Source organism: Neorhizobium sp. DAR64872/K0K18 (assembly GCF_050500175.1).
In the GTDB taxonomy this organism is placed as follows: domain Bacteria; phylum Pseudomonadota; class Alphaproteobacteria; order Rhizobiales; family Rhizobiaceae; genus Neorhizobium; species Neorhizobium soli.
Window position 1 is genome coordinate 2747313 of sequence record NZ_CP191446.1, and the last position, 15314, is coordinate 2762626.

A 15314-nucleotide genomic window follows, 5' to 3' on the forward strand; every position below is an offset into this window, starting at 1 on the left:
CCCGCAACGGGGAGGGCTTGATCCGGCGGCAACCGCTCAGACAATCCCTGCGTCCGCCGCAAGTCTTCTCCCACCGGGGTGGGAGAGATGGCCGGTAGGCCGGAGAGGGTCTCTCACTGTCGAGCGACAACGGAATTTCTCGGAGGAACATCCATGACCGAGCCAACGGCGGCATCGCCGCATCATGACTACGAAAAGGTTCTGAAGGACAGTTCGACCGACGTCGCGTCCTTCGACGGCGACAAGAAAACGCCAGTCCAGAAATTCCAGCACTTCCTGCACACCAGTCCGTCGGCGGTTTCGCTGATCGTCCTCGTCGCAGCCCTGCTGGTGTTCGGCATCCTTCTCGGCGGAAAATTCTTCAACGCCTTCTCCCTGACGCTGATCCTGCAGCAGGTGGCAATCACCGGCATTATCGGCGCGGCGCAAACACTTGTCATCATGACCGCCGGCATCGATCTTTCGGTCGGCGCCATCATGGTCCTCTCCTCTGTGGTCATGGGCCAGATGGTCTTCCGCTACGGAGTTCCTGTTGAAATCGCAATTCCCTGCGGCTTCGCGGTCGGCGCGATTTGCGGCTTCATCAACGGCTTCCTGATCGCCCGCGTGAAACTGCCGCCCTTCATCGTCACGCTCGGCATGTGGCAGATCGTGCTTGCCACCAACTTCCTCTATTCCTCCAACGAGACGATCCGCTCGCAGGAAATCGAGGCGACGGCTCCGCTTCTGCAGTTCCTCGGCACGACGTTCAAGGTCGGCGGTGCGGTGTTCACCTTCGGTGTCGTCGCGATGGTGCTGCTGGTCGCCGTCCTCTGGTACGTCCTCAATCAGACCGCCTGGGGCCGACATCTCTACGCGGTCGGAGACGATCCTGAAGCGGCAGAGCTGTCCGGCGTCAACGTCAAGCGCATGCTGATTTCGGTCTACGTTCTGGCCGGAACCATCTGCGCGCTTGCCGGCTGGGTCTCAATCGGCCGCAACGGTTCGGTTTCCCCGACTGTCGGCCAGTTCGCCAACATCGAATCGATCACCGCTGTGGTGATCGGCGGCATATCGCTGTTCGGTGGCCGCGGCTCGATCCTCGGCATGGTGTTCGGCGCCCTGATCGTCGGTGTGTTCTCGTTCGGCCTTCGAATGCTAGGCACCGACGTGCAGTGGACCTACCTCCTGATCGGCGTGCTGATCATCGCCGCCGTCGCAATCGATCAATGGATCAGAAAGGCAGCCGGCTGATGGCACGCGATCCGAACACTCAACCCATCCTGGCCGCCCGCGGCCTGGTCAAGCGCTACGGTCGCGTGACCGCCCTCGACAACGCGGATTTCGACCTCTATCCGGGCGAAATCCTCGCCGTCATCGGCGATAACGGCGCCGGCAAGTCGTCGCTGATCAAGGCGATCTCAGGCGCGATCCGTCCCGACGAGGGCGAGATCACGCTGGAAGGCAAGCCGGTCCAGTTCCGCTCGCCGATCGAAGCCCGCGATGCGGGCATCGAGACCGTCTACCAGAACCTCGCGCTCTCGCCGGCGCTGTCGATCGCAGACAACATGTTCCTCGGCCGCGAGATCCGCAGCAAGGGTTTCATGGGCAAATACCTGCGCAAGCTCGACCATGGCGCCATGGAGAAGTTTGCCCGCGGCAAGCTTTCCGAACTCGGCCTGATGACCATCCAGAACATCAACCAGGCGGTCGAGACGCTCTCGGGCGGTCAGCGCCAAGGTGTCGCTGTGGCGCGCGCTGCGGCCTTCGGTTCCAAGGTGATCATCCTCGACGAACCGACGGCGGCGCTTGGCGTCAAGGAAAGCCGCAAGGTTCTGGAACTGATCCTCGACGTGCGCTCGCGCGGCATTCCGATCGTGCTGATCAGCCACAACATGCCGCATGTCTTTGAAGTGGCCGACCGTATCCACATCCACCGGCTCGGAAAACGACTGACCGTCATCAACCCGAAAGACTACACGATGTCCGACGCGGTCGCCTTCATGACCGGCGCCAAGGTCCCGACGGAAGCCGTCGCGGCCTAACGAAATACCTGGGAATGCCCACTCCCCGCTCGCGGGGAGTGGGCACGTACCCTGATCTGACTCTGAGCGCGCAGCCTGCGTCCTTCTCCCCGCCCGCGGGGAGAAGGTGCCGGTAGGCGGATGAGGGGCAATCTCAGCCGGATGACCCTTACCCGGCACAACGATCGAAAACCGAACGAGCTCACCTTTCGACGTGAGCGGGAAAACAGCCTGCCCCGCCTTGCATTCTTTTCATGCATTGCACAAACTCGCGGCAACGATGACGTAACGGCCCGTTTAACAAGGCCGGCAAGGGGCATAATGTCGATCAAGGCGAGCATCTACCACCTCACCCATTACAGCTATGACAGGCCGGTCCGCATGGGGCCGCAGATCATCCGGCTGAAGCCCGCCGCCCATTCCCGCACAAAAGTGCTGTCGCATTCCCTGAAGGTCACGCCGGAGAATCACTTCGTCAACCTGCAGCAGGACCCCTACGGCAACTACCTCGCCCGCTTCGTGTTTCCCGAACCGGTGACCGAATTCAAGATCGAGGTCGACCTCGTCGCCGACATGACGGTCTACAATCCCTTCGACTTCTTCATCGAGGAAGAGGCGCAGGCCTGGCCGTTCACCTATCCGGCCGACCTTATCGAAGACCTGTCGATCTACCGCACGCCTGAGCCGCCGGAACCGGCGCTCATTGAATACCTGAAGACGCTGGACATGTCGCCCGGCCAGCCCACCGTCGACATGGTGGTCGGCATCAATGCCCGCCTGCAGCAGGCGATCGGCTATGTCATCCGCATGGAACCCGGCGTCCAGACGCCCGAGCAGACGCTGACCTCGGCAATGGGTTCCTGCCGCGATTCGAGCTGGCTGCTGGTGCAGATCCTGCGCCATCTGGGCTTCGCCGCCCGTTTCGTCTCCGGCTACCTCATCCAGCTGACGCCGGACCTGAAGGCGCTCGACGGCCCCTCCGGCACCGAAGTCGATTTCACCGATCTGCATGCCTGGTGCGAAGTCTATCTGCCAGGCGCCGGCTGGATCGGCCTTGATCCGACATCGGGCCTGCTGACCGGCGAAAGCCACATTCCGCTGGCCGCCACGCCCCATTACCGCAACGCCGCGCCGATTTCAGGCGGTTACTTCGGCGAGGCGAACACGTCGTTCGACTTCGCCATGAACGTCACGCGCGTTGCCGAACATCCGCGCATCACCAAGCCCTTCTCGGATGACAGCTGGGACGCGCTGAACGATCTCGGTGAACAGGTGGACCGCGTGCTGGAAGCCCAGGACGTGCGCCTCACCATGGGCGGCGAACCGACCTTCGTGTCGATCGACGACTTCGAATCCGACGAATGGAACACCGGCGCCGTCGGCCCTACCAAGCGCGAAAAGGCCGACGTCCTCATCCGCAAGCTGCGCGAAAAATTCGCGCCTGGCGGCTTCCTGCATTACGGCCAGGGTAAATGGTATCCGGGCGAAAGCCTGCCGCGCTGGACCTTCTCGCTCTACTGGCGCAAGGACGGCAAGCCGATCTGGAGCAACCCGGATCTGGTGGCCGAAGAAGGCCGCGACTATGGCAGCGGCGAGCAGGACTCGCAGCAATTCCTGACCGCACTCGCAGCGGAACTCGATATCGGCGAAGAGATGGTCGTGCCGGCCTATGAGGATCCGGCCGAGTGGATCATCAAGGAAGGCTCGCTGCCTGATAATGTCGATCCGTCCAATTCGAAACTCAAGGATCCGGAAGAGCGCAACCGCATCGCCCGCGTCTTCGAACGCGGCCTGACCAACCCGTCAGGCTATATCCTGCCTGTTCAGGCCTGGCAGTCGCACGCGAGAGGCGGCAGCATGGGCGCAAAGCGCTGGATCAGCGAAAAATGGAGCACCCGTCGCGGCAAGATTTTCCTTGTGCCCGGCGACAGCCCCGTCGGCTACCGCCTGCCGCTCGGCACGCTTCCCTATATCCCGCCATCGCAGTTCCCCTATATCCACGAGGCCGATCCCTCGATCCCCCGCACCGCCCTGCCCGACGTGATCGTCCCGCCCGGTCACGAGGCGACGGAAGGCCGCGCGATGCCGGAGCAGTCGTTCACGGCCGGCGACCCGGTCAATCCCGGCCGCGTCGAGCAGACGCTCGGTGAAATCGGCGGCGCTGTGCGCACGGCAATTTCCGTCGAGCCGCGCGATGGCCGCCTATGCGTCTTCATGCCGCCGGTCGAAAAGATCGAGGACTATCTTGAGCTGATCGCCGCTGCCGAAAACGCCGCGACGAAGCTTGGTCTCGCCGTGCATATCGAAGGCTACGCGCCGCCGCATGACGAGCGCATCAACGTCATCCGCGTCGCGCCCGACCCTGGCGTCATCGAGGTCAACATCCATCCGGCCGCAAGCTGGAAGGAGACGGTCGAGACGACGACGGCGATCTATGAAGAGGCTCGCCAGAGCCGTCTTGGCGCCGACAAGTTCATGATCGACGGCCGCCATACGGGCACCGGCGGCGGCAACCACGTCGTGGTCGGCGGCGCCAACCCGAACGACAGCCCGTTCCTGCGTCGTCCGGACCTGCTGAAAAGCCTCGTACTGCACTGGCAGCGCCATCCGTCGCTGTCCTACCTGTTCTCCGGCCTGTTCATCGGACCGACCAGCCAGGCACCGCGTCTTGACGAGGCGCGTCACGATTCGATGTACGAGCTCGAAATCGCGATGTCGCAGGTGCCGATGCCGGGCCAGGGTGCAGCACCGCTGCCATGGCTCGTGGACCGGCTGTTCCGCAACCTTTTGACCGACGTCACCGGCAATACGCACCGTTCGGAAATCTGCATCGACAAGCTGTTTTCCCCCGATGGACCCACCGGTCGCCTCGGCCTTGTCGAATTCCGCGGCTTCGAAATGCCGCCGAATGCGCGCATGTCGCTCGCCCAGCAGCTTCTTGTGCGGGCACTGATCGCCCGCTTCTGGAAAAACCCGGTTCAGGGCAGGTTTACCCGCTGGGGCACGGCGCTGGCGGACCGGTTCATGCTGTCCCATTACATCTGGGCCGATTTCATGGACGTGCTGGCGGACCTTCGCGAAAACGGCTTCGACCTTAGGCCCGAATGGTTCGAGGCACAGCTCGAGTTCCGCTTCCCATTCTTCGGTGAAGTCGAGTACGAAGGCGCCAAGCTGGAACTGCGCCAGGCGCTGGAGCCCTGGCATGTGATGGGCGAACAGGGCGCGATCGGCGGCACGGTGCGCTATGTCGACAGTTCCGTGGAGCGCCTGCAGGTGCGGCTCGAGACCAGCAACCCGCAGCGCTATACGGTCGCCTGCAACGGCCGCACCGTGCCGTTGACGCCGACGGGCGTATCCGGCGTTTCGGTCGCCGGCGTCCGCTTCAAGGCCTGGCAGCCATCTTCCGGCCTGCATCCGGTATTGCCGGTAAATACACCGCTGACATTCGATATCTATGATACATGGTCCAGCCGCTCGATCGGTGGCTGCATATATCATGTTGCCCATCCGGGTGGTCGCAACTATGAGACCTTTCCGGTCAATGGCAACGAAGCGGAAGCGCGAAGGCTCGCACGGTTCGAACCGTGGGGACACACGGCGGGCAGTTATGCTTTGATGCAGGAAATGCCGTCGCCCGAATTTCCGCTGACACTCGATCTGCGCCGGCCACCCGGGATTTAACTGAACCACCTGGGTTTTAACTGGAGTTGACAGCAAGCCATGTCCAACGGACCGGCAACAGAGGGCGCCAAGGCGGAAGCGGGCGTTGGCGAGATCGGCATTGACCCGATCCTCGGCTACGCGGCCTTGGCCGGCGTCACCGACGAGATGCTGGACGCCGAAGGTCGTATCAAGCCGGTCTGGGAGAACCTGATCGCGCATCTGAGCCGTCTCTCGGAAGCCGAGCTGCACGAACGGTTTGCCCGCGCCGACCGCTACCTCCGCGATGCCGGCGTGTTCTACCGCACCTATGCCGCACCCGGCTCCACGGCCGGAAGCGGCAGCGGCGAACGGGCCTGGCCGATCAGCCATATTCCGGTTCTGATCGCAGAAAAGGAGTGGGAAGAGATCTCACGCGGCCTCAAGCAGCGCGCCGACCTTCTCGAAGCGATGCTTGCCGATATCTATGGCGACAACAAGCTGGTCGAGGAAGGCTTCCTGCCGCCGCAGCTGGTCGCCGGCAACCCGGAATTCCTGCGCCCGCTGGTGGGCGTAAAGCCGGTCAGCGGCCATTACCTTCATTTCTGTTCGTTCGAAATCGGCCGCGGTCCGGATGGCGACTGGTGGGTTCTCGCCGACCGCACGCAGGCTCCATCCGGCGCAGGCTTTGCGCTGGAAAACCGCGTCGCCACCACGCGTGCGCTGTCGGATATCTATGCCGAAAGCCATGTCCACCGCCTCGCCTCCTTCTTCGGCGCCTTCCGCGATGCGCTGCAGAGCCACAAGCAATATCCCGACGACCGGATCGCGGTTCTTTCCCCCGGCCCCGCCAACGAAACCTATTTCGAACACGCCTATATCGCCCGCTATCTCGGTTTCATGCTGCTGGAAGGCGAGGACCTGACCGTTCTCAACAACCGCGTCATGGTGCGCACCGCGGCGGGTCTCAAACCCATCGGCGTTCTCTGGCGCCGCCTCGACGCCTCCTATGCCGATCCGCTGGAACTGAACCAGAGCTCCCATATCGGCACGCCCGGCATGGTGCAGGCCCTGCGGTCCGGGTCGCTGACACTCGTCAATGCGCTCGGCTCCGGTATCCTCGAAACCCGGGCGCTGCTCGCCTTCATGCCCGCCATCTGCCACCGCCTGCTCGGCGAAGAACCGATCATGCCGTCGATCGCGACCTGGTGGTGCGGCCAGAAGGCCGAGCGGGACCATGTGGCCAAGAATATCGGGCGGATGGTCATCGGCCCGGCCTATTCCGGCCTGCCCTTCTTCGACGACAACGGCCAGTCGGTGCTCGGATCGTCCTTGAGAGAGACCGCAAGAGAATCGATCGGTGAATGGCTGTCGAGCGAAGGCGCCAAGCTCGTCGGCCAGGAAGTCGTGACGCTGTCGACAACGCCTGCCTATGTCGATGGCAAGCTGGTCCCGCGTCCGATGTCGCTGCGCGTCTTTGCGGCGCGCACCGAAGATGGCTGGCAGCTTATGCCCGGCGGTTTTGCCCGTATCGGTTCGGGCGACGACGTGGCCGCAATCGCCATGCAGGCCGGCGGCACCGCGGCCGATGTCTGGATCGTTTCCGACAAGCCCGTCGACAAGCCGACGCTGCTGCCGCCGGAAGAAAGCTTTACCCGTAACATGCCGGGTTCACTGCCGTCGCGCGCCGCCGACAATCTGTTCTGGCTTGGTCGCTATATCGAGCGCTCGGAAGGCGCGTTGCGCATCCTGCGCTCCTGGCACCTGCGATACGCCGAATCCGCCGATCCCGACGCGCCGCTTCTGGTCGACGTCGCCGGTTATCTGAAATCGATCGATATGGACATGGCGAAGGCCGTGCCGGCGCCGCTTCTGTCCCACCTCAACAGCGCCATCTATTCGGCCAGCAACATCCGCGACCGCTTTTCGCCGGATGGCTGGCTGGCCCTCACGGATCTTGCCAAGACCACCAAGCGCTTTCATGAAACCGCACAACCGGGCGACGATGCCGCCCATGCCAGCACCATCCTTCTGCGCAAGCTGGCGGGTTTTGCCGGTCTCGTGCACGAGAACATGTATCGTTTCACCGGCTGGCGTTTTCTTTCCATCGGCCGCTACCTTGAACGCGGCCTGCATATGACGCGGCTGCTCGCCCATATGTCCGGCCCGGACGCACCGGATGGTTCGCTCGACATGCTGCTTGAGATCGGCGACAGCGTCATGACCCACCGGCGCCGCTACAACGTCAACACCGCGCGGCTGACGGTCGCCGACCTCCTGGCGCTCGATCCGCTCAACCCGCGCTCCATCCTGTTCCAGCTGGCCGAGATCCGCACCGAAGTCGAGCAACTGCCGAATGCCGTTCTCAACGGCCAGATGTCGCCCTTCTACCGGGAAGCGATGCGGCTCCATTCGGGCCTTGCGGTCATGACCCCCGAGGGCATGGATGTGGAGGTTTATCGCAAGCTCGAGCAAGAGCTTGAACGGCTTTCCGATATTCTCGCCCGAACCTATTTCAACTGAGCGGGAGAGAGGACACGCCATGCTTTACGACCTCTCCATGCACATGGGCTATGTCTATGACCAGCCGGCCTCGGTCGCACGGCATGTGATCCGGGTCCTGCCCCTGTCGCTGCCCGGCCGCCAACGGCTGATTGCAGGCACGATCACCGTCACGCCGAACGCAGAGGAGAAAGCCACCTTCATCGATTTCTTCGGCCAGCAGGCGACCTCAATCCTGCTGCGCGCGCCGCATGAGCGGTTCGACATCCGTATGCAGGCGCGCGTCATGGTCGAGACCCCGACGATCTCCGCGGATCTGTCGCCACGGCTCGATGGCTTGAGGCGGGAGCTTGCAGCGTATCTTAGCGTCGACGGCAGCTCGCCGCACAACCTGACCGGCGCAAGCCCTCGCCTGCCCGAAGATCCGCAGATTGCCGCCTATGCCCGCGACGTCGTCAAGCCGGGCCAGACGGTGCTGGAGATTGCAAAGGAGCTCTGCACCCGCATCTACGACGACTTCAAGTATGACTCCAAGGCGACCAAGGTCGACACAACCCCGCGCGAGGCCTTCAAGCTGAAGCGCGGCGTCTGCCAGGACTTTGCCCATATCATGATCACGGCGCTGCGCAGCCTCGGCATTCCCGCAGGTTATGTTTCGGGCTTCCTGCGCACTCTGCCGCCCCCGGGCAAGGAGCGTTTGGAAGGCGCCGACGCGATGCATGCCTGGGTCAAGGTCTGGTGCGGCGAGGCGGTCGGCTATGTCGAACTGGACCCCACCAACGACATCATGGCCGGCACCGACCATATCGTGGTTGCCTACGGCCGTGACTATTCCGATATCGCACCTGTCATCGGCGTGCTCAAAGGTTACGGAAATCGAAAGATCATCCAGGCGGTTGATGTGATACCGGTCAGATAGACCCGTTTTGGCGCTGAATCGTCGTGTTGGTTCAATTTTTAGAGGTTGATTTAGCGGTTCCTCCACCCGCTCCGCGCTATCAAGACCACGTGTTAGTGCAAATGAGTTGCGCGGTTACGGCACGGGGGTAAGTGCGATGACAGCATCAATTTGGACGCGGTTTGCCAAGAACCGCGACGGAAATTTCGGCCTTATGACAGCGGTGCTCCTGCCCATCCTCCTGGGTTCGGCGGGCGTCGCGCTTGATTTCACCAATGCCATGCAGATCAAGAGCAAGATGCAGGGTCTGGCGGATTCCGCGGCACTGGCAGCTGCCTCATCGATGGCCCAGAAAGGCATGAACGAGAAGGACGCCCAGGAACTGGCGACCGACTACCTCGCCGGCCAGATCCTTGCCAATGGCATAGACGCGAACGCCACACCTGAAGAAAAGGCAGCGCAGCAGGAGGCGATCCGCAAGGCCACCGCCGTCAGCGCCAAGACCACCAACAACAGCGCTTCCAGCAAGGGCTACACGGTGGCGCTCAACACCAAGTACACGATGAAGCTGAATCCGATCACCAGCATGATCGGCGGCCAGTCCATCACGCTGAATATTGCGGCCACGGCATCCAGCAGTTCGGAAACGACCAACGGCATCTCGATGTACCTGGCGCTTGACCGGTCCGGCTCGATGTCCTTTGTCACCAGCGACAGGAATACACTACGGTCCTACTGTGACAACTACACCAACGCTGAGTGGCCGTCGGTCGCCTTCTACTGGCCCTGCTACATCCGCAAGATCGAGGCCCTGCAGACGGCGGCGACGGGGCTGTTCACGTCGCTGAAGACGTCCGACCCGAAAAATACGCTGATCCGTGTCGGTGCGGTTTCCTACACCGATGAGACGCAGTCTCCGACACCGATGACATGGGGTACGACCGAGGCTGCCAAGTACGTGGCGGCGCTTCCAAGCGTTCCGACCGGCGGCACCGATGCCAGCGGCGCGATGACCCTCGCACTGAATGCACTGAAATCGAGCAACACGACCGAGGCAACGGCGCATACGGCCAAGGGCAATGCCACCTTCAACCGCTACATCGTGCTGATGACGGATGGCGAGATGACCGGCAAAAGTGCCAACTGGAATCCGGCGCTGGACAGAACAGTGCGCAGCCAGTGCGAAACCGCCAAGGCCGATGGCATCAAGATCTTCACCGTTGCCTTCATGGCGCCGGACAAGGGCAAGTCGCTGCTGAGCACCTGCGCAAGCGCCAGCGACTACTATTACGAGCCTGAAGACATGACCGATCTCGTCAACGCGTTCGGCGATATCGCCAACAAGGCGGCAAAATCTGCGGTTCGCCTCACCAACTAGGCGGCAGTCTAAGTCTCTCGGAACGTTTGATTATTTGCAGAACCCCGTCCAACCGGCGGGGTTTTGCTTTTTTGCGATTTTACATGCCCATGACATATTTCAAGACCAATATCATTGCCCGTTGCAAGCGTTTCGTAACGGTGCATAACTGGTTTCCCAGATCTTCAACGAGGGTCCGAATCGGACGCAATTCTCACGCTTAACCAGAAAGTTAGCGCGACATGGACAAGACCTCTTCTAACGTCGAACTCCCCTTTCCGGCACCACGCAGCTCCCGGCCTGAAATCATGGCGGAGGAGATCATCGAGCGCCTGACCTATCGGATCGGCAAGGATGCGCAGGTCGCCAAGCCGCATGACTGGCTGACAGCAACGATCCTGGTGGTGCGCGACCGCATTATCGACCGGTGGATGGATTCGACCCGCAAGGTCTACAAGACAGGCGAGAAGCGCGTTTACTATCTATCGCTGGAATTCCTGATCGGCCGCCTGATGCGCGATGCCGTCAGCAATCTCGGCCTGATGTCGGAAATTCGCGATGCGCTGACATCGCTCGGCGTCGATGTGGCTGTCATTGCCGGCCTCGAACCCGATGCAGCCCTCGGCAACGGCGGCCTCGGCCGTCTCGCCGCCTGTTTCATGGAGAGCATGGCAACCGTCGAGATCCCGGCCTATGGCTACGGCATCCGCTACGTCCACGGCCTGTTCCGTCAGCAGATGGCCGATGGCTGGCAGGTGGAACTGCCGGAAACCTGGCTCGCCCACGGCAACCCCTGGGAATTCGAGCGCCGCGAAAGCTCCTACGAAATCGGCTTCGGCGGCACGGTGGACACGGTCGGCGGTTACGACGATGCGCCGCGCTATGTCTGGAAGCCGGCCGAACGCGTCATCGCCATGGCCTACGACACGCCGATCGTTGGCTGGCGTGGCAAGCGCGTCAACACGCTGCGCCTCTGGTCGGCCCAGCCGATCGATCCGATCTTGCTCGATGCCTTCAACGCCGGCGACCACATCGGTGCGCTGCGCGAAAGCAACAAGGCCGAAAGCCTCACCCGCGTCCTCTACCCGGCCGATGCCAATCCGGCCGGCCAGGAACTGCGCCTGCGCCAGGAATTCTTCTTCTCCTCGGCCTCGCTCCAGGACATCCTGCGCCGCCACCTGCAGCAGTATCCGGATTTCACCAATCTTCCCGACAAGGTCGCGATTCAGCTCAACGACACCCACCCGGCGATCTCGATCGGAGAACTGATGCGCCTTCTGGTCGACATCCACGGCGTGGATTTCGACGAGAGCTGGGAGATCGTCCGCAAGACCTTCTCCTACACCAATCACACGCTTCTGCCCGAGGCGCTGGAAAGCTGGCCGGTCCCGTTGTTCGAGCGCCTGCTGCCGCGCCACATGCAGCTCGTCTATGCGATCAACACCAAGATCTTGCTCGAAGCGCGCAAGCTGAAGAATTTCTCCGAAACCCAGATCCGTTCGATCTCGCTGATCGACGAGGGCGGCGAGCGCCGCGTGCGCATGGGCAACCTTGCCTTTGTCGGCTCGCATTCGATCAACGGCGTCTCGGCCCTGCATACCGACCTGATGAAGGTCACCGTGTTCCAGGACCTGCACACGCTCTATCCCACCCGCATCAACAACAAGACCAACGGCATCACCCCTCGCCGCTGGCTGATGCAGTGCAATCCGGGCCTCACATCGCTGATCCAGGACGCCATCGGCGACAAATTCCTTGATGACACCGAGGCGCTGACAGATCTTGAGAAATTCTCAAGCGACAGCTCGTTCCAGGACAAGTTTGCGGCGATCAAGCGCACCAACAAGATCGCACTTGCCAATCTGGTCGGCAGCCGCATGGGCATCAGGCTCGATCCGTCGGCCATGTTCGACATCCAGATCAAGCGCATCCACGAATACAAGCGCCAGCTCCTCAACATCATCGAGGCGGTAGCGCTCTACGACCAGATCCGCTCGCATCCGGAACTTGACTGGGTGCCGCGTGTCAAACTGTTCGCCGGCAAGGCGGCGCCGAGCTATCACAACGCCAAGCTGATCATCAAGCTCGCCAACGATGTGGCTCGCGTCATCAACAACGACCCATCGGTGCGCGGTCTCCTGAAGATCGTCTTCATACCGAACTACAACGTGTCTCTCGCCGAGATCATGGTCCCCGCGGCCGATCTTTCCGAGCAGATCTCGACGGCCGGCATGGAAGCGTCGGGAACCGGCAACATGAAGTTTGCCCTGAACGGGGCACTGACGATCGGCACGCTCGACGGCGCCAATGTCGAAATGCGCGACCATGTCGGGGAAGACAACATCGTCATCTTCGGCCTGAAGGCGGACGAGGTGCAGAAGGTCCGCGACGAGGGCCACGATCCCCGCGCCGTTATCGACCAGTCTCCGGAACTTGCACAGGCCCTGAATGCCATCGCGACAGGCGTGTTTTCGCCGGATGACCGGTCTCGTTTCACGGTCCTGATGGACGGGATCTACAATCACGACTGGTTCATGGTTGCCGCCGACTTCGATGCTTACGCAGCAGCGCAGCGCAGCGTTGACCAAATCTGGTCGGACCCTAAATCATGGTATTCAAAGACCATTCTCAACACCGCCCGCATGGGTTGGTTCTCCTCCGATAGAACCATTCGCCAATACGCGTCGGAAATCTGGAGAGCCTGATGACAAAAGCGCCGCGTACGCTCGATGACGGGAGAGCTCCTGGAGAAATCCCGTTATCCGAGATCGAGGCGATTTTGGAAGGCAGGCATACAAACCTCTTTGCCGTTCTCGGCCTGCACAAGGTCGGGGACGTCTACAGGGTCCGCTGTTTCATCCCCGGCGCCGAGGCCGTCACGGCCACGGCGCTGAACGGCACGGAACTGGGGGAACTCACCTGCCGCCACGAAGCCGGTTATTTCGAAGGCATCGTCTCCGCCTCGCAACGCCAGCCCGTCCGTTACCGCGCCCGCCGCGGTGATGACGAGTGGGCGGTGACGGACCCCTACTCGTTCGGCCCGGTTCTGGGACCGATGGACGATTATTTCGTCCGCGAGGGATCGCATCTGCGCCTGTTCGACAAGATGGGCGCCCATCCCCTCAAGCACGAGGGCGTCGAGGGATATCATTTCGCCGTCTGGGCACCGAATGCCAAGCGCGTCTCCGTCGTTGGCGATTTCAACACCTGGGATGGCCGCCGCCACATCATGCGGCTGCGTCAAGACACCGGCATCTGGGAAATCTTCGCGCCCGACATCCTGGCCGGCACACCCTACAAGTTCGAGGTCGTCGGCAGTGACGGCGAAGTCCTGCCCCTCAAGGCCGACCCTTACGCCCGGCGCGCCGAAATGCGCCCCAAGACGGCATCGATGACGACACCGGAACTGGTGCAGAAGTGGGATGACGAAGCCCATCGCGAATTCTGGGAAAAGGCCGACCATCGCCGGCAGGCGATCACGATCTATGAAGTTCACGCCGGCTCATGGCGCCGCAAGCAGGACGGTTCGTTCCTCTCCTGGGACGAGCTTGCCGCCGAACTCATTCCCTACTGCACCGACATGGGTTTTACCCATATCGAATTCCTTCCGATTACCGAACATCCCTATGATCCGTCCTGGGGCTATCAGACCACCGGCCTCTACGCGCCGTCGGCCCGTTTCGGAGAGCCGGAAGGCTTTGCCCGTTTCGTAAACGGCTGCCACAAGGTCGGCATCGGCGTCATCCTCGACTGGGTGCCCGCCCACTTCCCGGTCGACGCGCACGGGCTGCGCCATTTCGACGGCACCGCACTCTACGAGCACGAAGATCCGCGCCAGGGTTTCCACCCTGACTGGAACACGGCGATCTACAATTTCGGCCGGCTCGAAGTCCTGTCCTACCTCGTCAACAACGCGCTCTACTGGTCGGAAAAATTCCACCTCGATGGCCTGCGTGTCGATGCGGTCGCCTCGATGCTCTATCTCGACTATTCGCGCCGCGAAGGCGAATGGGTGCCGAACGAATACGGCGGCCGCGAGAACCTCGAATCCGTGCGCTTCCTGCAGAAGATGAACGCGCTTTCCTACGGCAATCATCCCGGTGTGATGACCATTGCCGAGGAATCCACATCCTGGCCCAAGGTCTCGGCGCCGGTCCACGAAGGCGGTCTCGGCTTCGGGTTCAAATGGAACATGGGTTTCATGCATGACACGCTGAGCTATCTCGCGCGTGAGCCTGTTCACCGCAAGCATCACCACAACACTATGACCTTCGGCATGGTCTACGCCTATTCCGAAAACTTCGTCTTGCCCCTCAGCCATGATGAAGTCGTTCATGGCAAGGGCTCGCTGATTGCCAAGATGGCCGGCGACGACTGGCAGAAATTCGCCAATCTGCGCGCCTATTACGGGTTCATGTGGGGTTATCCCGGCAAGAAGCTGCTGTTCATGGGCCAGGAATTTGCCCAGTGGAGCGAATGGAGCGAAGAACGGTCGCTGGACTGGAACCTGCTGCAATACAGCCCGCACGAAGGCATGCGCCGTCTCGTCCGCGATCTGAACTTCTGCTACCGCTCCAAGCCCGCCCTGCATGCCCGCGATTGCGAGAGCGAAGGGTTCCGCTGGCTGATTGCCGATGATGCCGAAAACTCCGTGTTTGCCTGGCTGCGTATGGCGCCGGGGGAAAAGCCGGTGGCGGTGATCACGAATTTCACCCCGGTCTACCGGGAAAATTACCGTATTCCCTTGCCAAGCGAGGGCAGATGGCGGGAAATCCTCAACACCGATGCCGAGATCTATGGCGGCACCGGCAAGGGGAATGGCGGACGAGTGCAGGCGGTGAATGCGGGAGGAACGATCACCGCCGACATCACGTTGCCGCCTCTGGCGACGATCATGCTGGAATTGCAATAACGA

Annotated in this window: 8 protein-coding genes; all 8 read left to right on the forward strand. The window is 61.9% G+C overall.

Annotated elements, in window-relative coordinates; translation table 11 throughout:
- Window positions 1-153 precede the first annotated feature (153 nt).
- The 8 genes from ACQY1P_RS19005 to glgB all read left to right on the forward strand — a co-directional run bounded on the left by ACQY1P_RS19005 (window position 154) and on the right by glgB (window position 15311).
- Window positions 154-1233: an ABC transporter permease gene (locus ACQY1P_RS19005; RefSeq protein ID WP_062461017.1), complete on the forward strand. Its 1080-nt coding sequence runs from the start codon at window positions 154-156 to the stop codon at window positions 1231-1233.
- Window positions 1233-2024, forward strand: a complete 792-nt coding sequence (locus ACQY1P_RS19010; RefSeq protein WP_062461891.1) for an ATP-binding cassette domain-containing protein — start codon at window positions 1233-1235, stop codon at window positions 2022-2024. The genes ACQY1P_RS19005 and ACQY1P_RS19010 overlap by 1 nt, the downstream gene beginning before the upstream one ends.
- A 300-nt stretch (window positions 2025-2324) precedes the next feature.
- Window positions 2325-5684, forward strand: coding sequence for a DUF2126 domain-containing protein (locus ACQY1P_RS19015; protein WP_430254901.1), 3360 nt, complete (start codon window positions 2325-2327; stop codon window positions 5682-5684).
- A 39-nt stretch (window positions 5685-5723) separates the two neighbouring features.
- The gene (locus tag ACQY1P_RS19020) at window positions 5724-8165 is read left to right on the forward strand and encodes a circularly permuted type 2 ATP-grasp protein (protein WP_430254903.1); all 2442 of its coding nucleotides are present in this window, start codon (window positions 5724-5726) and stop codon (window positions 8163-8165) included.
- A gap of 19 nt (window positions 8166-8184) precedes the next feature.
- Window positions 8185-9063 (forward strand): transglutaminase family protein, encoded by an 879-nt coding sequence (locus tag ACQY1P_RS19025; protein WP_192077638.1) that lies wholly within the window; start codon window positions 8185-8187, stop codon window positions 9061-9063.
- Window positions 9064-9199: 136 nt separating this feature from the next.
- Complete coding sequence (locus ACQY1P_RS19030) at window positions 9200-10420, forward strand: vWA domain-containing protein (protein ID WP_430254905.1); 1221 nt, start codon at window positions 9200-9202, stop codon at window positions 10418-10420.
- Window positions 10421-10641: 221 nt separating this feature from the next.
- On the forward strand, window positions 10642-13104 hold the full coding sequence (locus tag ACQY1P_RS19035; RefSeq protein ID WP_062461031.1) for a glycogen/starch/alpha-glucan phosphorylase: 2463 nt from the start codon (window positions 10642-10644) through the stop codon (window positions 13102-13104).
- Entirely contained in the window at window positions 13104-15311 is a 2208-nt protein-coding gene (gene glgB, locus ACQY1P_RS19040) for a 1,4-alpha-glucan branching protein GlgB (protein WP_430254907.1), read from the forward strand. The genes ACQY1P_RS19035 and glgB overlap by 1 nt, the downstream gene beginning before the upstream one ends.
- Window positions 15312-15314: the final 3 nt, after the last annotated feature.

Coding starts and splice junctions, on each gene's coding strand:
- ACQY1P_RS19005 (WP_062461017.1), top strand. CDS start 154: ATGACCGAGCCAACGGCGGCATCGCCGCATCATGACTACGAAAAGGTT.
- ACQY1P_RS19010 (WP_062461891.1), top strand. CDS start 1,233: ATGGCACGCGATCCGAACACTCAACCCATCCTGGCCGCCCGCGGCCTG.
- ACQY1P_RS19015 (WP_430254901.1), top strand. CDS start 2,325: ATGTCGATCAAGGCGAGCATCTACCACCTCACCCATTACAGCTATGAC.
- ACQY1P_RS19020 (WP_430254903.1), top strand. CDS start 5,724: ATGTCCAACGGACCGGCAACAGAGGGCGCCAAGGCGGAAGCGGGCGTT.
- ACQY1P_RS19025 (WP_192077638.1), top strand. CDS start 8,185: ATGCTTTACGACCTCTCCATGCACATGGGCTATGTCTATGACCAGCCG.
- ACQY1P_RS19030 (WP_430254905.1), top strand. CDS start 9,200: ATGACAGCATCAATTTGGACGCGGTTTGCCAAGAACCGCGACGGAAAT.
- ACQY1P_RS19035 (WP_062461031.1), top strand. CDS start 10,642: ATGGACAAGACCTCTTCTAACGTCGAACTCCCCTTTCCGGCACCACGC.
- glgB (WP_430254907.1), top strand. CDS start 13,104: ATGACAAAAGCGCCGCGTACGCTCGATGACGGGAGAGCTCCTGGAGAA.